Source organism: Hyphomicrobium sp. (assembly GCF_036780825.1).
Taxonomy (GTDB): Bacteria; Pseudomonadota; Alphaproteobacteria; order Rhizobiales; family Hyphomicrobiaceae; genus Hyphomicrobium_C.
In genome coordinates, this window is the sequence record NZ_DAIQCD010000010.1 from 81,516 (window position 1) to 99,043 (window position 17,528).

The 17,528-nt window shown below is 65.0% G+C and carries 16 protein-coding genes; 10 read left to right on the forward strand and 6 right to left on the reverse strand.

What is annotated here, in order from left to right:
* Window positions 1-96: 96 nt before the first annotated feature.
* The 3 genes from V7P99_RS06740 to rpiA form a co-directional block, all read right to left on the reverse strand.
* Window positions 97-852: an SDR family NAD(P)-dependent oxidoreductase gene (locus tag V7P99_RS06740; RefSeq protein WP_333794028.1), complete on the reverse strand. Its 756-nt coding sequence runs from the start codon at window positions 850-852 to the stop codon at window positions 97-99.
* A 101-nt stretch (window positions 853-953) separates the two neighbouring features.
* A complete protein-coding gene (gene gor, locus V7P99_RS06745; RefSeq protein WP_333794029.1) occupies window positions 954-2,321 on the reverse strand; it encodes a glutathione-disulfide reductase in 1,368 nt (455 codons plus the stop codon).
* Window positions 2,322-2,418: 97 nt separating this feature from the next.
* Window positions 2,419-3,141 carry a ribose-5-phosphate isomerase RpiA gene (gene rpiA, locus V7P99_RS06750; protein WP_333794030.1) on the reverse strand — a complete coding sequence of 241 codons (723 nt, stop codon included), beginning with the start codon at window positions 3,139-3,141 and terminating at the stop codon, window positions 2,419-2,421.
* A 140-nt stretch (window positions 3,142-3,281) separates the two neighbouring features.
* On the opposite strand from rpiA, the gene V7P99_RS06755 reads away from it, so the two are divergent.
* The 6 genes from V7P99_RS06755 to rpmG all read left to right on the forward strand — a co-directional run bounded on the left by V7P99_RS06755 (window position 3,282) and on the right by rpmG (window position 11,032).
* Window positions 3,282-3,974, forward strand: a complete 693-nt coding sequence (locus V7P99_RS06755; RefSeq protein WP_333794031.1) for an HAD-IA family hydrolase — start codon at window positions 3,282-3,284, stop codon at window positions 3,972-3,974.
* A gap of 238 nt (window positions 3,975-4,212) precedes the next feature.
* The gene (gene topA, locus V7P99_RS06760) at window positions 4,213-6,957 is read left to right on the forward strand and encodes a type I DNA topoisomerase (RefSeq protein ID WP_333794032.1); all 2,745 of its coding nucleotides are present in this window, start codon (window positions 4,213-4,215) and stop codon (window positions 6,955-6,957) included.
* Window positions 6,958-7,113: 156 nt separating this feature from the next.
* The gene (rnr, locus tag V7P99_RS06765) at window positions 7,114-9,435 is read left to right on the forward strand and encodes a ribonuclease R (RefSeq protein ID WP_333794033.1); all 2,322 of its coding nucleotides are present in this window, start codon (window positions 7,114-7,116) and stop codon (window positions 9,433-9,435) included.
* Window positions 9,436-9,587: 152 nt separating this feature from the next.
* Complete coding sequence (locus V7P99_RS06770) at window positions 9,588-10,025, forward strand: DUF983 domain-containing protein (RefSeq protein WP_333794034.1); 438 nt, start codon at window positions 9,588-9,590, stop codon at window positions 10,023-10,025.
* 15 nt (window positions 10,026-10,040) lie between these two features.
* Entirely contained in the window at window positions 10,041-10,793 is a 753-nt protein-coding gene (locus V7P99_RS06775; protein ID WP_333794035.1) for an NUDIX hydrolase, read from the forward strand.
* A gap of 71 nt (window positions 10,794-10,864) precedes the next feature.
* Window positions 10,865-11,032 carry a 50S ribosomal protein L33 gene (rpmG, locus tag V7P99_RS06780; protein ID WP_333794036.1) on the forward strand — a complete coding sequence of 56 codons (168 nt, stop codon included), beginning with the start codon at window positions 10,865-10,867 and terminating at the stop codon, window positions 11,030-11,032.
* Between the two features lie 598 nt (window positions 11,033-11,630).
* Here the strand turns inward: rpmG and V7P99_RS06785 are convergent.
* Together V7P99_RS06785 and V7P99_RS06790 are read right to left on the reverse strand one after the other, a co-directional pair.
* Window positions 11,631-13,001 (reverse strand): PleD family two-component system response regulator, encoded by a 1,371-nt coding sequence (locus V7P99_RS06785; RefSeq protein WP_333794037.1) that lies wholly within the window; start codon window positions 12,999-13,001, stop codon window positions 11,631-11,633.
* A gap of 51 nt (window positions 13,002-13,052) precedes the next feature.
* Window positions 13,053-13,463, reverse strand: coding sequence for a response regulator (locus V7P99_RS06790; protein ID WP_333794038.1), 411 nt, complete (start codon window positions 13,461-13,463; stop codon window positions 13,053-13,055).
* A 181-nt stretch (window positions 13,464-13,644) separates the two neighbouring features.
* Here V7P99_RS06790 and V7P99_RS06795 point away from each other — a divergent pair, with 181 nt between their 5' ends.
* Both V7P99_RS06795 and V7P99_RS06800 read left to right on the forward strand, forming a co-directional pair.
* A complete protein-coding gene (locus V7P99_RS06795) occupies window positions 13,645-13,950 on the forward strand; it encodes a DUF3572 domain-containing protein (protein ID WP_333794039.1) in 306 nt (101 codons plus the stop codon).
* Complete coding sequence (locus V7P99_RS06800; RefSeq protein ID WP_333794040.1) at window positions 13,943-14,863, forward strand: ROK family protein; 921 nt, start codon at window positions 13,943-13,945, stop codon at window positions 14,861-14,863. Before V7P99_RS06795 ends, V7P99_RS06800 begins: the two co-directional genes overlap by 8 nt.
* Before the next feature lie 126 nt (window positions 14,864-14,989).
* Here V7P99_RS06800 and V7P99_RS06805 read toward each other — a convergent pair whose 3' ends face one another.
* Window positions 14,990-15,886 (reverse strand): cell envelope integrity EipB family protein, encoded by an 897-nt coding sequence (locus V7P99_RS06805; protein WP_333794041.1) that lies wholly within the window; start codon window positions 15,884-15,886, stop codon window positions 14,990-14,992.
* A gap of 340 nt (window positions 15,887-16,226) precedes the next feature.
* Between V7P99_RS06805 and V7P99_RS06810 the strand changes: the two genes are divergently transcribed.
* Window positions 16,227-16,694 carry a RidA family protein gene (locus V7P99_RS06810; protein ID WP_333794042.1) on the forward strand — a complete coding sequence of 156 codons (468 nt, stop codon included), beginning with the start codon at window positions 16,227-16,229 and terminating at the stop codon, window positions 16,692-16,694.
* Window positions 16,695-16,699: 5 nt separating this feature from the next.
* Window positions 16,700-17,455, forward strand: a complete 756-nt coding sequence (locus V7P99_RS06815; RefSeq protein WP_333794043.1) for a glycerophosphodiester phosphodiesterase family protein — start codon at window positions 16,700-16,702, stop codon at window positions 17,453-17,455.
* Window positions 17,456-17,528: the final 73 nt, after the last annotated feature.

Here is a 17,528-nt window from a genome sequence, read left to right on the forward strand (position 1 = left end):
TGCGCCCCGAGCATAGCGCCAGACCTGCGCAAAATGCCAGCCGTTTGGGAGGGCTAGAGGGCTCCTTCTGCGCAGCGTAGGAAACGCGCCAACCCGTTACAGTCCCGCCGTCATACCGCCATCGACGGCGAGCTCCGCGCCCGTGACGTAGAGCGAATCCGCGCTCGCGAAGAACAGCGCCGCCCGCGCGATCTCCTCCGGCGTCCCGAAGCGGCGCATCGGCGTCTTGTCGAGCAGCGCCTTGCTGACCAGCGGGTTCTTGAGGAAGCGTTCCGTCAAAGCCGTATCGATGTAGCCCGGCGCCAGGGAATTGACGCGAATGTTGTAGGGCGCGTACTCGACGGCGAGCGCCTTGGTCAGCGCCGTGACGGCGCCCTTGGTCGCGGAATAGCCAGCGAGCTGCCGCAGCCCGCGCTGTCCCATGATCGACGAGACGTTGATCAGGGAGCCCGCGTCCGAAACCTTGAGCAAGGGAAACGCATCGCGCGCAATGCGCACCACGCCGTCGAGGTTCACCTCGCGGATCTTCACCCAGTCGGCGTCCGTGAGATGGCGGAAGTCGCTGCGTACGTTGAGCCCGGCGTTGTTGACCACCACGTCGGCGCGTCCGAACGCGCGCTCCACCTCGCGGAAGAGCGCCGAGACGTCCTGCCCGCGCGAGACATCGACCGTCATCGCCGTGGCGCCGCGCCCCTCGACCCGGAGCGCTTCGGCCGTCTCGCCAGCGCTGTCACCGTTGACGTCGGTGACGAACACATGCGCGCCCTCGGCCGCGAACAGAGAGGCGATGGCGCGTCCGATGCCAGCGCCCGCCCCTGTCACGATGGCAACTTTGTCTTTCAATCTGTCCATACGCGAGACCCCTGCAGTGTGACGGCCAACGGCGCTCCTCATCTTGTGAGGCGCAGGAGGACGCAAGTTTTCAGAACAATCTGCGCGATTGCTGAGTTGCTCTAAGCCGGAACCCACTTCTCGCGCATCGTGACCAGCTCCTCGGCGGCGGACGGATGCAGCGCCACCGTCGCGTCGAAATCCGCCTTGCGCGCGCCCAGTTGCAGGGCGACGCCTGCCATCTGCACGATCTCGGCCGCATCCGGCCCCAGCACATGGCAGCCGAGCACGCGGTCCGTCGCCCGATCCACGACCAGCTTCATCAGCATGCGCTCGTTGCGCCCCGACACGGTATTCTTGAGCGGCCGGAAGCGCGACTTGTAGAGATCGATCTCGTGCCCCATCTCGTGCGCCGCCTCTTCGCTCAGTCCGACGGTGGCCAGCTCCGGCGTCGTGAACACGGCCGTCGGAACCAGCGTATGATCGACACGGACGGGCTTGTCGCCGAAGACGGTATCGGCGAAGGCATGGCCCTCGCGGATGGCAACCGGCGTCAGGTTCACCCGGTCCGTAACGTCGCCGACCGCATAAATCCCGGGTGCCGTCGTCTCGGAAAAGCTGTCGACGACGATCTCCCCGCGCGTACCTGTCCGCACCCCGGCGGTCTCGAGCCCGAGATCGTGCGTCGCGGGCTCGCGTCCGATCGCCGAGAGCACGAGATCGGGTTCGATCGTCCCGCCCGAGCGGAGCGCCACCTCGAGCCCGCCAGCGCGCTCGACAACACCCGTGAGCACATCGTTCATCACGAGCCGGATGCCGCGCGCCGCAAGCGCCTCCATCAATCCGTCGCGCAGATCCTCATCGAAGCCGCGCAGCACTTTCTCTCGCCGATGGATGAGCGTTGTCTCGACGCCGAGGCCCGCGAAGATCGAGGCGAACTCCACGGCGATATAGCCGCCGCCGCAGACGGCGATCCGCTTCGGCAGCGTCTCGAGCTCGAAGATCTCGTCCGACGTGACGATATGGTCCGCACCCGGAATGTCGCCGTGATAGCGCGTGGGTCGCCCGCCTGTTGCAATCAGGATCGTGCGCGCCGTCACCCGCCGTCCGTCGGCAAGCCTGACGGCGCCCGACCCGTCGAGGCGCGCACGCGTGTTGAGCGTCGTGACGCCCCGCGCCTTGAGATTATCCTCGTAGATCCGCTCGAGCCGAGCGATCTCGCGGTTCTTGTTGGCGATCAGCACCGCCCAGTCGAAGCGCGCCTCCCCGCTCGTCCAACCGAAGCCGCGCGCATCCTCAAAGTCATCCGCGAACCGCGACGCATAGACGAACAGCTTCTTCGGCACGCAGCCGCGGATCACGCACGTGCCGCCGAAGCGGTCGCCTTCCGCGATCGCCACCTTGGCCCCATATCCGGCCGCGATGCGCGCCGCGCGCACGCCGCCCGATCCGCCGCCGATAACGAAGAGGTCGTAGTCTGGTGTTGTCATGGAGGAAAAGGCCCGGGAGGATAGGATACCTGAAGCCTGCCGGAGCGGGCTGCACGGCGCAACCCCCGCGAAAGCGCAAGCATGGTGGCGTTACACTCTAAACCGCTTCCTGGCTTTCGCCGTAGCTGGCCTCGATCACCGTGACACCGTCAGGCCCCGCGATGATGGCCGCATCTGCGATGCCGAGGAACAGGCCGTTCTCCACCACACCGGGAATGAACTTCAGCGCCTCGTCGAGCGATTCCGGATCGTCGAGCCGGCCGAAGGCGCAATCGAAGATGTAGTTGCCACCATCGGTTACGAAGGGCTTGCCGTCGCCGCCGTACCGCAACGTGATCTCGCCGTGGCATCCCGAGTCGGCAGCCAGCATCTCGATCATGTTGCGCGTCGCAGTGATTCCGAACGGCACCGCCTCGACCGGGAGCGGAAAAGCCCCGAGCTTGTCGACCCGCTTCGACGCATCGGCGATGACGATCATCCGGTCCGACGCCGTCGCGACGATCTTCTCACGGAGCAGTGCGCCGCCGCCGCCCTTGATCAGCCTGAGTTCGCCGTCGATCTCGTCGGCGCCGTCGATGGTGAGATCCAGAAGCGGCGTCTCGTCGAGCGTCGTCAAGGGAATGCTAGCGCTGGCCGCTAGGGCCCGCGTTTCCTCCGACGTCGGCACGCAGCAGACCTCGAGCCCCTCACGCACCTTTTCGCCCAAGAGCCTGACGAACAGCGCTGCGGTCGAGCCCGTGCCGAGCCCCAATCGCATCCGCGGCTCGACGAACTCGAGGGCATGCCGCGCCGCGGCCAGCTTGTAGTTCTCGATCGACATTCAGCGTCCTTCCCACGGTGTCCTCTCTGCCAGCCGTCGGGCGCGAGGGCAAGCGTCAAACGGCAGTATCCGGCACGGAGGCGCGCGTCCGCGGCAAGAGCCCGCCTTGCTTCGCACCTGCGTTGCGCTTACACGAAGCCATGCAGAACGCGACCCTCGTCTTCGATCTCGACGGCACGCTCGTCGATTCGCTCCCTGATCTCGCCGCCGCAACAAACCATGCACTGTCCGATCTGTCGCTGCCCGCCATTCCGGCGGAAACGCTGCGCAGAACAGTAGGGTTCGGCGCCCGGCGCATGATCGTCGAGGGGCTCAATCTCGGCGGCCTCACGTTGCCCGACGCAGAGATTGACCGCCTTCTCACCCGCTTCCTCGCCTATTACGAACCCAACATTGCGCGCCTCTCCCGCCCTTACGAGGGGGTGGTGACGGCCCTAGAGGGCTTCCGAGAGGCCGGCGCGCGTCTCGCCGTCTGCACCAACAAGCGTTTGTCTCTGGCCGAGCGCCTGCTCGAGGAGCTGTCTCTCGACGGCCTTTTCGCGGCCGTCGCCGGCCGGGATAGCTTCCCGGTCTCCAAGCCGCACCCCGATCACATCCGCGGCGCAGTCCGCATGGCAGGCGGCAATCTGGCGCGGGCCGTGATGATCGGCGATACGAGCATCGACATCGCCGCCGCCCGCGCGGCTGCAATCCCCGTCGTCGGCTGCGATTTCGGCTATTCGGATGCGCCGATCGAAACGCTGAAGCCCGACGTCGTAATCTCTCATTATTCAGAGCTGGATGCGGCTCTCCGCACCCTTTTGGTCGGCACCCCTGCCACGGGAAGCCATTAAGCTCGCATGGTAGGTTTGTAGCCCGTGGGGCGGCAGTCGGACCGGCACCCGGCCCCAAGAGGCCGCGGATCTTGGGCCAGGAGGCCGTTTGACAGACGGCCGTTCCTCTCCCATGTTCCCGGCCCTGGCTCCGGACACTGAACCATTGCGCGCATCGCGTCGCTTCGAGCAATCCTAGGTAGAGCGCAATGGCGGAGGTGCCGGACGCCTGACCCGTTCGAGGCCAAAGAAAGCGCACATGAACGTTGTCATCGTCGAATCCGCCGCCAAGGCCAAAACCATCAACAAGTACTTGGGCGGCAACTATAAAGTTCTGGCCTCCTTCGGCCACGTGCGCGACTTGCCGTCAAAGGACGGTTCGGTAGCGCCCGACAACGATTTTGCCATGACCTGGGAGATCGACAGCGGCTCCCAGAAGATCATCCGCGAGATCGCCGAGGCGGTAAAGAAGGCCGACAAGCTGATTCTCGCCACCGACCCCGATCGCGAGGGCGAGGCGATCTCCTGGCATCTCCTCGAGATCCTCGGCCAGAAGAAAGCCCTGAAGAAAGGCCTCGCCATCGAGCGGGTGGCCTTCAACGCCATCACCAAGCAGGCCATTCTGGCTGCCATTGCGGCGCCGCGCCAAATCGATGAGCCTCTCGTCGACGCCTATCTCGCCCGCCGCGCGCTTGACTACCTGGTGGGCTTCACACTCTCCCCCGTGCTCTGGCGCAAGCTGCCGGGCGCACGCTCGGCTGGTCGCGTGCAATCGGTTGCCCTGCGCCTCATCTGCGACCGCGAGGCCGAGATCGAAGCCTTCCGGACCGATGAATATTGGACCATTGAGGCGACGCTCGCGACACCGGCCGGCGACGAGTTCCCCGCCCGCCTCCACGCCATCGACGCCACGACGCTGAAAAAGCTCGACATCAAAGACGAGGCGACCGCCCACGCCATCAAGCGCGCCATCGAGAAGGGTGAGTTCCGCGTTACCTCCGTCGAGCGCCGGGCTGTGAAGCGCAACCCCTACGCGCCCTTCGCAACCTCGACGCTGCAGATGGACGCCTCCCGCAAGCTCGGCTTTTCCGCCAAGCAGACGATGCAAATCGCTCAGCGCCTCTATGAAGGCGTCGACGTGGGCGGAGAGACGGTCGGCCTCATCACCTACATGCGAACCGACGGCGTCACCATCATTCCGGAAGCGATCAGCGCCATCCGCGGCCTCATCGCGCGCGACTACGCCCAGCGCTACGTCGCCCCCTTTGTGCGCGAGTACAAGACCAAGGCCAAGAACGCCCAGGAAGCGCACGAGGCCATCCGTCCAACCGATGTCACCCGCACGCCCGCCTCCGTCGCCCGCCACCTGGATCGGGATCAGGCGCGTCTCTATGAGCTGATCTGGAAGCGCGCCGTCGCCAGCCAGATGGCCTCGGCCGAGCTCGAGCAGACGACGGCGGACATCGAGGTCAAGGGCCGCGACGGCAAGGCCTACACGCTACGCGCGACAGGCTCCGTGATCCAGTTCGACGGCTTCCTCAAGGTCTACGAAGAAGGCCGCGACGATCGCGTTCGCACTCTCGATAAAGGCAAGGACGACACCTCCGACGAGGAGGATACGAGCCGCCGCTTGCCGGCGCTCGCCAGCGGCGACCGGCTGGCGGACCGCGCCGTCGAGCCGGCGCAGCATTTCACGCAGCCGCCGCCGCGCTATTCGGAAGCGACCCTCGTCAAGAGGATGGAAGAGCTCGGCATCGGCCGGCCCTCGACCTACGCGTCAACCCTCGCCGTTCTGCAGGATCGCGGCTACGTCCGCATCGACAAGCGGCGGATGATCCCCGAGGACAAGGGCCGCCTCGTCATCGCGTTCCTGGAGAGCTTCTTCCGGAAATACGTCGAGTTCGACTTCACGGCCGACCTCGAGGAGAGGCTCGACCTAATCTCCGCCGGAGAGCTGGAGTACAAGGAAGTGCTGCGCGACTTCTGGCGTGACTTCACCGCCGCGGTGGACGATATCAAGGACCTCCGCGTCGGCGACGTGCTGGAGGCGCTGAACGAGCTTCTCGGTCCGCACATCTTCCCGCCTAAGGCCGACGGCTCCGATCCGCGCCAGTGCCCGAAATGCGGCACCGGCCGTCTCTCGCTCAAGATCTCCGGCAAGTCGGGTGCCTTCATCGGCTGCGGCAACTATCCGGAGTGCAAATACACGCGCCAGCTCACCGGTGAGGCGAACGATGTCGCCGGCGACCGCGAGCTCGGCTTCGACCCCGAGACCGGGCTTCCCATCCTGGTCAAGAGCGGCCGCTTCGGCCCCTATCTGCAGCTTGGCGAGGGCGAAGGCGACGAGAAGCCGAAGCGCTCCTCGATCCCCAAGGGCGTCGACGCGGGCACGATCGACTTCGAGAAAGCGATGCAGCTTCTCTCGCTGCCGCGCGAGGTGGGCATCCATCCGGAAACGGGCACGCCGATCACCGCCGGCCTCGGCCGCTATGGCCCCTTCATTCAACACGACGGAACCTATGCCAACGTCGAGAGCATAGAGGATGTCTTCACCATCGGCCTGAACCGCGCCGTCACGCTGCTTGCCGAAAAGCGCGCGGGCAAGGGCGGCCGCTTCGGCCGTGCGGCGGCGGCCAAGACGGTGATCAAGGATCTCGGCGAGCATCCAGGCGGCGGCGGCAAGATCCAGGTGCTCGAAGGCCGCTACGGTCCTTACGTGAATCACGGCAAGACCAACGCCACCATTCCCAAAGGTACGGAACCGGCCAGCTTGACGCTCGACGAGGCGGTGCGCCTTCTGCAGGAGCGTATGGCGAAGAGCGGCGGCAAAAAGCCGGCGCGCAAGGCGGCCGCAAAGCCGAAGGCCGCAGCGAAAGAGCCGTCCGAGCCCGCCAACGGCAAGGTCAAGGCCGCGGCAAAAGCCAAGGCGAAGCCGAAGGCCGCTGCGAAGAAGCCCGCTGCCAAGGCGAAGAAGAGCACGGCCAAGGCCGCCGCCGATAGCTGAGCGGATGGGAACGCTTCGCAGATCTGCGCCGATAACCTGGCCTCTATTATCCTTTCGCCCGGAAGCGATCCATGCTCTCGCTTCCGGGCGGTTTTTGTGGTGAAGACGCAGCGTGGCCCCATCCACCCGTGACATGCGCATCGCGCGGAGCATCAGATGGCCAGGAAGGCGCCCGTGAAACGTCCCATGCCGAAGGGAGCGCGGAAAGGCTTCCGCACGGCCCCGACACAGCGGCGGCCGCGCGGCGACGATGCGCTCCCCTCGCGCGAGGAGATCCTCACCTTCCTGCGCGAACAGGACGGCAAGGCCGGCAAGCGCGAGATCGCCCGCGCGTTCAATATCAAGGGCGAAGCGCGCACAGCGCTGAAGCGTCTCCTCGCCGAGATGAACGCCGAGGGCACGCTGTCCGGAACGCGCAAAGGTCTGCAGGAACCCGGACGTCTGCCGCCGGTCACGGTGCTCGAGGTCACGGGCCGCGATGAGGACGGCGATCTCGTCGCCCGCCCTGCCGTATGGAAGCCAGCGGATGGCGCGCCGCCCGCTGTCCTCCTGCTCACCCACCGCGCGCGGGGAGAGGAACGCGACGCGGCCATCGGCATCGGCGACCGCATCCTGGCGCGCGTCACAGCGCTCGAAGGACCGGACGTCGAGGGCCTGTCCTATGAGGCCGAGGCAATCCGCATCCTACCACGCGAGCGCCGCCGGCTGCTCGGCATCTTCCGCACGCGCAAGGGCGGCGGCGGCACGATCGAGCCCATAGACCGCAAGGAGCTGCGCGCCTGGCAGGTGCGCCCCGGAAACGATGCTAGCGCCAAGGATGGAGACCTCGTCCGCTTCGATCTTTCGGCTCGCCACCGCCAGTCGGTCACGGAAGCGCGTGTTCTCGAAAGCCTCGGCAATCCCGACGACCAGCGCAAGATCAGCCTCATCGCCATTCACGCCCACGGACTGCCGGACGACTTCCCCGCCTCCGTGATCGCCGAGAGCGAGGCGCTGACGCCCTTCGATGCCGAAGGCCGCACTGACCTACGCGATCTGCCGCTCGTCACCATCGATCCCATCGACGCGCGCGATCACGATGACGCCGTCGCAGCCGAGCCCGATCCGGATCCGAAGAACCGCGGCGGCTTCATCGTCACAGTCGCGATCGCCGACGTCGCCCATTATGTGCGCCCCGGCACGCGGCTCGACAACGAAGCCCGCCTGCGCGGCAACTCCGTCTACTTCCCCGACCGCGTCGTGCCCATGCTGCCCGAGCGCATCTCGAACAATCTCTGCTCGCTGCGTGAGCACGAGGATCGGCCCTGCCTCGCGGTTCGCATGGTGTTCGACGCGAACGGAAAGAAGCGCCGCCACACGTTCCAGCGCGCCGTCATGAGAAGCGCCGCCAAGCTCAACTACCAGGAGGCCCAGGCCGCCATCGACGGCAGCGTCAACGAGACGTGCGCGCCTGTGATGGAGCGCGCCTTGCTGCCGCTATGGCAGGCTTATGAGGCCCTCTCTCGCGCGCGCGATGCACGCCAGCCGCTCGACCTCGATCTCCCCGAGCGCAAGATCCTCCTCGACGCCGAAGGGCGTGTGTCCCGCATCGTCATCCCCGAGCGGCTCGACGCGCATCGCCTGATCGAGGAGTTCATGATCCAGGCCAACGTCGCAGCCGCAGAAACGCTCGAGCACGCAAAGTCGCCACTCGTCTACCGCACCCACGACGAGCCCTCGAAGGAGAAGCTGAAGGCGCTGCGCGACTTCCTCGACACGCTCGACATCAAGCTCGCCCTCGGCACCGGGATCAAACCAGAGACCTTCAATCGCATCCTCGCTCAGGCCAAGTCTCTCCCCGTGCCGGAGCTCGTCAACGAGGTGATCCTGCGCGCACAGGCGCAAGCCGAATATGCGCCAGCGAACATCGGCCACTTCGGCCTTAATCTCGCGAAATACGCACACTTCACCTCTCCTATCCGCCGCTACGCCGACCTCCTCGTGCATCGCTCTCTAATCCGCGCTTTGAAGTTTGGCGCGGGCGGCCTCGAGGACCGCGAGATCGCAAGCCTCGGCGAGACGGCGGCCGATATCTCCGCCGCCGAACGGCGCGCCATGGCGGCGGAGCGAGAGACGATCGATCGCCTGATCGCGGCCCATCTCGCGGACCGCGTGGACGCCACCTTTGAGGGGCGCATCGCCGGCGTTTCCCGGTCCGGGCTTTTCGTGCGACTCCGCGAAACCGGCGCCGACGGCTTCGTGCCCGTCTCGACGCTGACGCAGGATTTCTTTGCCCATATCGAGGAGGCACACGCCCTCGTCGGCAACCGCACCGGCGAAACTTATCAGCTCGGCGACGCGGTCAGCGTACGCTTGGTCGAGGTCATCCCCGCCGCCGGCGCCATCCGGTTCGAGATGCTGACGCCGGGCAAGACCGGCTCGCTGAAGCATTTGAAAGGCGCGACTCGCCTTCGCAATCGTTTCGGCAAGCGCCGTTAAAAGTGCATCCGGAAAAGTAGGAACCCGGTCATGGCGCAGCCATGCAAGTGAAAGTGCCCGATAAGAAGCACGATACACAAGAGTGCTTCCCATGAGATTTGTACTGGCCAGCCGTTATGTCTATCTAGAGCGAAAGAACATGGGGCGTCCGCATGATCGAGTATGACGCAGCACCATCGTCAGTGGCGTCGGCGCCGCCGCGCGACATCAAAGAGGCCATGCTCCGCGGCTGGCGACAATCCTGTCCCGCATGCGGCGAGGGTACGCTGTTCCGCAAGTACCTCAAGGTCGCCGATACCTGCCCCACGTGCCGCGAGGAGCTGTACCACCACCGCGCCGACGACGCCCCGCCTTACTTCACCATGGTCATTGTGGGCCATGTCGTCATCGGCGGCATCCTCATGGTCGAAAAAGCGTTCGCGCCGCCGAGCTGGGTGCATCTCGTGATGTGGCTGCCGCTGACCGTGATCATGAGCCTCATCCTGCTGCCACGCGTCAAAGGCGCGCTCATCGGGCTGCAATGGGCGCTGCGCATGCATGGCTTCAGCGGCGTGCCGGATGCGCCGATGCCCGATCCCAGCGCACGCTGACGCCGAGGCCCCGCCATGCAGAAGGCACGCGAGCCCGGCTCCCCGGCTTTCCCAGCGCAGTCACGCACTATTCTGAGGCCGCGCGACGCTGCAACCCTCGTCATCATCGACCACGCGCGACGAAGCCCGCGCATTCTGATGGGCCGCCGCCGTCCGGACCAAGTGTTCCTGCCCGATACCTTCGTGTTCCCTGGCGGCCGCGTGGAAGCCGCAGACAGGTCTCTTGCGCGCCGCCATGCCCTCCCGGCGACCGAAGCCGAATATGTGAAGGCTTTGATGCGCGGACGGCCGACCGATCTCAGGGCCGCGGCGCTGGCGCTGGCCGCCATACGGGAGACGTTCGAAGAAACGGGCTTCATCGTGGGCACGCCGCTCGGTAGCGTGCCGCAGGCCGCGAGCGGCGGATGGAGCGGCTTTCTCGCCGCCGGCTTCCAGCCAAGCCTCTCCGGACTTTCGTTCCTCGCTCGTGCCATCACGCCGCCCGGCCCGCCGCGGCGTTACGACACGCGCTTCTTCATGGTCGATGCCGCCGAAATCGGCCATCGCGCCGACGGCCTCGACGGCGAGCTGCTCGACATCGACTGGTTCACGATCGAGGCCGCACGCAAGCTGAAGCTGCCGTCCATCACCCGCTGTGTGCTCGATGACATTTCGGCCCGCCTCAACCAGGAACGTTCCCGCAAGGCAGCAGACGCCGTGCCGTTCTATTTCCATCGCCACGGGCGTTTCGAGCGCGCTTTGTTGCCTCGGTCCGTATGTCCAGCTTGACAGCTATAGCGCTGCCAGTATGGTGCCCAATCCGAATTCGAGCGACGTTCTAGACTAAGGTCCAACGCCCAATGGCCAAGCAGATTACCCAGAAGATCAAGCTGCTCTCGACGGCAGACACCGGCTACTTCTATGTGACGAAGAAGAATCCACGCACGCAGACCGAGAAGCTCGTTTTCCGGCGCTACGATCCGGTCGTGCGCAAGCACGTCGAGTTCAAGGAAGCCAAAATCAAATAGGCGGCGCAGCCTGCTTCCTTTTCGCGCACCCTGAAATCACGCAAAAAAATCCGCGGCGCCCCCATAGCGGAGCTGCAGTTCGGAATATCGAGAGAGGCGGCCCTCAACCAGGGTCCGTAACCGGCTCGGCAGCGGGGTAAAGCATTCCGAGATAGCCACGGACCCTGGCCTGGTGACCAGATGGTGTCAAAGAGGGCGTTGACGACCCACCTGGTGTCGTAGTGGAGCAGAAGCGGAAAACTGCGGAGTAACTCCACCCGACCAGCCCGCACTACGAATTTTCCCGCGCCGTCAGGAGATGCGGCGGACCCAACAGCCGCGGAAACCGAATCTCACCGGAACGTCGGCTTAATCCCGTTAGCGGGCAGCCGAACGGTCTCCGTGCGCACGAACGTGCAGGATGAACTTCCCTCCACCGATGAAAGTCTGACAGAAGAGATCGGCAATTGCAAGTTTAGAGCTTGACCATTGCGTGGCGATCACTCTGTCGAATGAGTCCATCGTTAATAGCGGTTGTATGGGCCAGCACCGTCCATCGGCCTTCGAGGAAGGACGATAAATTTTCTTATGCGGATTCAATAGATTGCACTGACGCAGCTTATGCTGCCGCGGCCACGACCTGGTTCCGTCCCTGTCGTTTGGCCAGATAGAGAGCCGTATCCGCCCGTTTGAAAAGGGCTTCGGATGTATCACCCTCCCCCTCCCAGGTTGCGAGCCCGATGCTGGCCGTAACCCAGGTCTCCGTCTCAGGCCCGATGGTGAACGGATGCACGGCGATGCACTCCCGCACCCTCTCGCCGATCTGGCGGGCGAGACCCTTGTCGGTATCCTGCATGATGATCAGGAATTCCTCACCGCCGAGACGGCAGGCGAGATCGACGCCGCGCGTATAGCGCCGGAAGCGTTCGGCGAATTCCTTCAGCACCATGTCGCCCACATCGTGCCCGAAGGTGTCGTTGACGTTCTTGAAATGATCGATATCGGCGATCAGCACCGAAAGGGCGCGCCCCGTGCGCTCCGCATCCGCGATCAGCGTCTTGAGATGGCGCTCCATATAGCGGCGATTGTAGAGCCCGGTCAGCGGATCCGTGATGGAGAGTTCAACGCTCTCACGAATCTGGTTGCGCAGGTAGTCCGAGAACCGCTTGCGGCGCACCTGGGTCTTCACGCGCGCGAGCAGCTCCGGCCGGTCGATCGGGCGCATCAGGTAATCGTTGACGCCGAGCTCGAGACCGCGCAGCAGGCGCGCCTCATCGCCGGCATCCGCCATGATGAGAATCGGCAAGTGGCGCGTGCGGTCGAGGGAGCGAACCTGCGAGCAGAGCCTCAATCCATCCGACTGCTCGAGGTTGAGGGCGACGATGAGCAGATCGAACGGCTGTTCCGCCACATACATCAGCGCCGTCTGCGGATTGGGCTCCAGATACGCTTCGTGTGTCTTGGAGAGTGCCGACATGACGCGCGACGACGAGCGCGGATGATCGTCGACGACGAGAATGCGGGCCGGCTCGTCGGCGAGAATGCGCGCCAGCATGTCATTGTCGCCGATTCCGAGCTGACGGCTCGTCGAGACGCGCATCAGCATCTCGTCGTTCAGCATCTTGAGCCTGGCCAGGCTTTTCACGCGCGTCACGAGCGCGATGTCGTCGACCGGCTTGGTCAGGAAATCATCCGCGCCGCTGTCGAGACCCTGGATCTTGTCGGAGGCCTGGTCGAGCGCCGTCACCATCACCACCGGGATGTGCAGCGTTTCGGGCGATGACTTGAGCCTGCGGCACACCTCGAAGCCGTCGATGCCCGGCATCATGACGTCGAGCAGCACCACATCCACCCGTTCGCGGTGGCAGATGTCGAGCGCGTCTTGTCCGTTGGTAGCCGTAAGCACCTCGAAGTACTCGAGCTCGAGGCGCGCTTGCAGAAGCTTGATATTAGCCAGGATGTCGTCGACGACAAGAACGCGCGCAGTCATGACAAACTCTCAAACGCACATATGCCTGATCCGACGCGATGTTCGCGTGGGTCAGGCATCCCCCACAAAGCGCCTCACCGTATCGAGAAACACGGCGACCGAGATCGGCTTCGACACGTAGGCTTCGCACCCGCCAGAGCGAATGCGCTCCTCATCACCCTTCATCGCGAAGGCTGTCACCGCGACGACAGGGATGTCACGCAGCTCGTCGTCCTCCTTGAGCCAGCGTGTCACTTCGAGCCCGGACACTTCCGGAAGCTGGATGTCCATGAGAATGAGATCAGGCCGGTGCGTGCGCGCCAGCGACAGGGCATCGAGGCCGTTGCGCGTTTGCACGGTGAGGTAGCCGTATGCGTCCAAAAGATCATGGAAGAGCTTCATATTGAGCTCGTTATCCTCCACGATCAGCACGGTTTTCTGCGCGTGCGACGGCACACTTTTTTTCTGGCCCTCGACGGCCATTCTGATCTCCTGGTAGGTCATCGTCGAAGGTCTTGCGGTTGCCCATCCTTACTGCACCGATTCTACGGGCATATGGCGGGAGTGTGCACAGCTTAGCTTAAGCAACTGTTGAAAGCTGGGCATTCTGCTGCAGGTTTGCCCGCAAGGCCCGGATATGCTGGGGAAAAGGAGGTTTTCGCACATGCTGAAAAGACAGACCGTACCTTCGGCCGACGAAGCCGCCGCCCTGGCCCTTTCCGGGCTCGCATTCCTGGCCGGCGACGAATCCCGGCTGGGCCGCTTCCTGGCGCTCACCGGCATCGGCCCGGACCAGCTCCGCGCCGCCGCCGACGCGCCGGAAACGCTCGTTGCGGTGCTGGACTATCTTTTAGCCGACGAATCTCTGCTTCTCGTATTTTCCTCCTCCGCTCCGACTCCGCCTGAAGCCATCGCCCCCGCACGCGCCGTACTCGCGCGCACGCTCGGCGCCGAGGCCGCCGATGGCTGAGCGTTCGGCCGACCGCCTCCGCATGGGCATCGATCTCGGCGGCACCAAGATTGAGGGACGCATCCTCGGACCGCGCGGCGAGGAGCTTGCCCGCCATCGCATCCCCGCACCCCAGGGATGCTATGCGGACACCGTCGCCGCGCTCACGGGGCTCATTCACGAACTCGAGGCTGCCGCAGGGGCCAGCGCGAGCATCGGCATCGGCATGCCGGGGTCGCTGTCGCCGGCCACGGGCCTCGTGCGCAATGCCAATTCCACCTGGCTGAACGGACGCCCCCTGCACCAGGATCTCGAGGCGGCGCTCGGCCGTCCCGTGCGCATGGCCAACGACGCCAACTGCTTCGCCCTTTCCGAGGCCGTTGACGGTGCAGGCGCAGGCGCCAAAAGCGTGTTCGGCATCATCATCGGCACCGGCTGCGGAGGCGGTATCGTGATCGACGGGCGCGTTCTCGAGGGCGCGCGCGGCATCGGCGGCGAATGGGGCCACAACCCGCTGCCATGGGCCGAGCCGGACGAGCATCCGGGCCCCGTTTGCTGGTGCGGCCGAACAGGCTGCATGGAAATGTGGGCGTCCGGCACCGGCCTCAGGGACGATTATCAACGCCGCTCCGGCGAGCGCATCGCCGGCCACGAGGTTGTAGAGCGTGCCGAAGCGGGCGATCCGCTCGCGCAGACGAGTCTCGAGCGGCATGCCTCGCGCCTCGCGCGTGGTCTCGCCCACGTGGTCAACATCATCGATCCCGAAATCATCGTGCTCGGCGGCGGCCTATCGCAGCTGCCTCATCTCTACGAAGCGCTCCCCCGCCTCGCGGCACCGTTCGTCTTCTCAGACGTGAAGAACCTGATCATCCGGCCGCCCAAGTGGGGCGATGCCAGCGGCGTCCGCGGCGCCGCGTGGCTCTGGAATGAGTGACGGCTTCAGCGGGTAGGGCCTGATCGTTTGAGGTGGGCGCGGACGCGCACCCCGCAAAAGAGCGTGTCTCAGTCACTCAAACAAAAACTTAGAGCCGTTCCCCGATCCATCCAAAGCGGAACGGCTCTAGGGCGTCGGATTCTTGCAGGGCGACGGCTCGAAGTAGGTCAGCTCCTTAAGCTCGCCCACGATGGCAAAGTCTCCGTGATTGATGCGCAGGCTGCTCGTGACGCCATTGTCGTGGAAGCGGTACGACATCTCGTAGAGCGGCACGGTATCGCCGCGTTGCTGGTCCACCGGAAAATAGCTGACCGAGATCGGCCACGACGGCACGCGATCGAGATCGGCCTTGCCTTTGGCGAGTGAGACCACTGCCCCGGTTCCGGGTTTCATCTGCCGCCCGATAGCCGTCGACGTGGCATAGATTTTGTCGCCGGTCTCGGAACCGTCGTAGAGGTCCGCCGCAAAGATCGTACGCCCGGCCCGCGCCGCCTGGATGATGGCCATCGAGTGCTGAATGGGGAAATAGATGTCGCCGGAAAGCTTCACCTCCCGCTTGTCCGGCCGCGCGAGATCGACGGTGATCGCACCCTTCCCCTGTGCGCGCTTAGCGACGCCCTGGGTCTGCTCCGCCTGCTGCTCGTTCTGGTAGGTGCTGGTGCTGAACCGCAGCCGCCGTGCCGGCACCTCCTCCCAGCTGGACGTTCTGAGATCGGTCGTCTGCATGTCGCCCTCCTGGTTGAGGGTCTGCGTGACGAACCGCATGCTTTGTGCATAGCCTTCGCAGGCATTGCCGCTCAGCTCATAGACGATGCGCCCATTGACGCTGGCCACGCCCGACCCCGACTGCGCATTATCGAGCGAGAGATCGTAGACGGCCCGATGCGGCACGAAGACGACATCCTTGAGCGCCGGCGTCGCGCGGGCGGGCCCTTCGGGCCAAGACAAAACCGACGGCACCAGCAGGCCCAGCGCCGCCGCTGCGACCACCACACTCATCGGTCCATAGGTTCGCCTGCGCATTCCCGTCATCCTGCTACCGAGCGACTCTAAGGGCTGATCGTCTGCGATGTGAGCCGCCTTGCTAAAGGAAAGCACGGATCGGACGGCCCGCATCGAGAGCGAGAAAGAGCCTCTTGACCAAAAACCTGGAGCACATTTCACGCGGCTCGATCCTCTCGCAAAGGCGGGCACGGTCGGGCGGTCTCGCCACGGCTTAACATGTCCCGCCCCCGAATCTAAGGGAGAGGCTGCCCATTGCAAAGCCCGATCGAGCGGTTATCAAGGAACCCCGGCCTTTCTGCGGCCGCGGGACACCCTTCATCCAAATCCACACCATCAACCTTGAGGAGAACCACCCAGCATGACCGGCACCATCGAGGCTCGTCTCAACGCGCTCGGCATCACCCTCCCCGCAGCGCCGACTGCGGTTGCCAACTACGTTCCCTATGCCATTTCTGGTAATCTTCTGTTCATCTCTGGGCAGATCTCCAAGGGTGCAGACGGCAAGCTGGTGGCCGGGACCCTCGGCCAGGACATCGACGTCGAGGCCGGCCGGGAAGCCGCCCGCCTGTGCGCCCTCAACATTCTGGCTCAGGCCAACGCCGCGCTCGGCAGCCTCGACCGCGTTGCACAGGTTCTGCGCCTCACCGGCTTCGTCAACTCCGCACCCACCTTCACGGATCATCCGACGATCATCAACGGCGCCTCCGATCTGATGGTCGAGGTTCTGGGCGATAAGGGCCGCCACACGCGCGCTGCCGTCGGCGTCGCCTGCCTGCCGCTGAACTCTGCCGTCGAGGTCGACGCCATCATCGCCATCGCAGAGTAGCCTCGATGCTCGATCCCGCCTTCCTGCGTCCGATCGCCCACCGCGGCCTCCACGACGCAGCGAACGGCGTGGTCGAGAACACGCCTCGGGCGTTCGAGGCCGCCATCGCCAAAGGCTATGCCATCGAGTGCGACGTCGAAGCGGCGGCCGGCGGTCTGCCGGTCGTCTTCCACGACGCCACCTTGGAGCGGCTGACGCTCCACTCCGGCCCCATCGCCACACTCAGGCCGGATGAACTCAAGCAGATCCGCTACCGCGATTGCGATGCCCCCGGCATCCTGACCTTCACCGAATTTCTCGAGCTTTGCAGCGCGCGCGTGCCCCTCGTCGTCGAGGTGAAGAGCGACTGGTCCGCGCCCGACCGCGCCTTCCTCTCCGAGATCGCACACCTCGCGGCGAACCATCCCGGCCCCATCGCGCTCATGTCGTTCGACCCGAATGTCATGGCGGTGCTGAAGGAGCTGGCGCCTCGTATACCGCGCGGCATCGTCTCGGGCCGCTACCGGGATGCGGACGGCACCCCCTGGTGGCCGGCGCTCGGCGCCTATCGAAGCTGGAAGCTCGCCAACCTGATGGACTTGGGCGCCGCCGCACCGGACTTCATCGCCTACGAGGTAGATGCGCTCCCGACGCTCGCCACGCGCTTCGCACACAAGATTCGGAGATGGCCGCTCCTCACCTGGACCGTCCGCACCGAAGCGCAGCGCCACCGCGCCGCCCGCTACGCCGACGCCCCCATTTTCGAGGGCTACGAGCCTTAGTGCCTGATCGTTTGAGGTGGATGCGGACACGCATTCACCGAGAACGTGAATCGGTCTCGCAAAATAAAAACTT

Coding starts and splice junctions, on each gene's coding strand:
- topA (WP_333794032.1), top strand. CDS start 4,213: ATGAACGTTGTCATCGTCGAATCCGCCGCCAAGGCCAAAACCATCAAC.
- V7P99_RS06810 (WP_333794042.1), top strand. CDS start 16,227: ATGACCGGCACCATCGAGGCTCGTCTCAACGCGCTCGGCATCACCCTC.
- V7P99_RS06800 (WP_333794040.1), top strand. CDS start 13,943: ATGGCTGAGCGTTCGGCCGACCGCCTCCGCATGGGCATCGATCTCGGC.
- V7P99_RS06785 (WP_333794037.1), bottom strand. CDS start 13,001: ATGACTGCGCGCGTTCTTGTCGTCGACGACATCCTGGCTAATATCAAG.
- V7P99_RS06815 (WP_333794043.1), top strand. CDS start 16,700: ATGCTCGATCCCGCCTTCCTGCGTCCGATCGCCCACCGCGGCCTCCAC.
- V7P99_RS06795 (WP_333794039.1), top strand. CDS start 13,645: ATGCTGAAAAGACAGACCGTACCTTCGGCCGACGAAGCCGCCGCCCTG.
- V7P99_RS06775 (WP_333794035.1), top strand. CDS start 10,041: ATGCAGAAGGCACGCGAGCCCGGCTCCCCGGCTTTCCCAGCGCAGTCA.
- rpiA (WP_333794030.1), bottom strand. CDS start 3,141: ATGTCGATCGAGAACTACAAGCTGGCCGCGGCGCGGCATGCCCTCGAG.
- V7P99_RS06770 (WP_333794034.1), top strand. CDS start 9,588: ATGATCGAGTATGACGCAGCACCATCGTCAGTGGCGTCGGCGCCGCCG.
- V7P99_RS06755 (WP_333794031.1), top strand. CDS start 3,282: ATGCAGAACGCGACCCTCGTCTTCGATCTCGACGGCACGCTCGTCGAT.
- rpmG (WP_333794036.1), top strand. CDS start 10,865: ATGGCCAAGCAGATTACCCAGAAGATCAAGCTGCTCTCGACGGCAGAC.
- V7P99_RS06790 (WP_333794038.1), bottom strand. CDS start 13,463: ATGGCCGTCGAGGGCCAGAAAAAAAGTGTGCCGTCGCACGCGCAGAAA.
- V7P99_RS06805 (WP_333794041.1), bottom strand. CDS start 15,886: ATGCGCAGGCGAACCTATGGACCGATGAGTGTGGTGGTCGCAGCGGCG.
- gor (WP_333794029.1), bottom strand. CDS start 2,321: ATGACAACACCAGACTACGACCTCTTCGTTATCGGCGGCGGATCGGGC.
- rnr (WP_333794033.1), top strand. CDS start 7,114: ATGGCCAGGAAGGCGCCCGTGAAACGTCCCATGCCGAAGGGAGCGCGG.
- V7P99_RS06740 (WP_333794028.1), bottom strand. CDS start 852: ATGGACAGATTGAAAGACAAAGTTGCCATCGTGACAGGGGCGGGCGCT.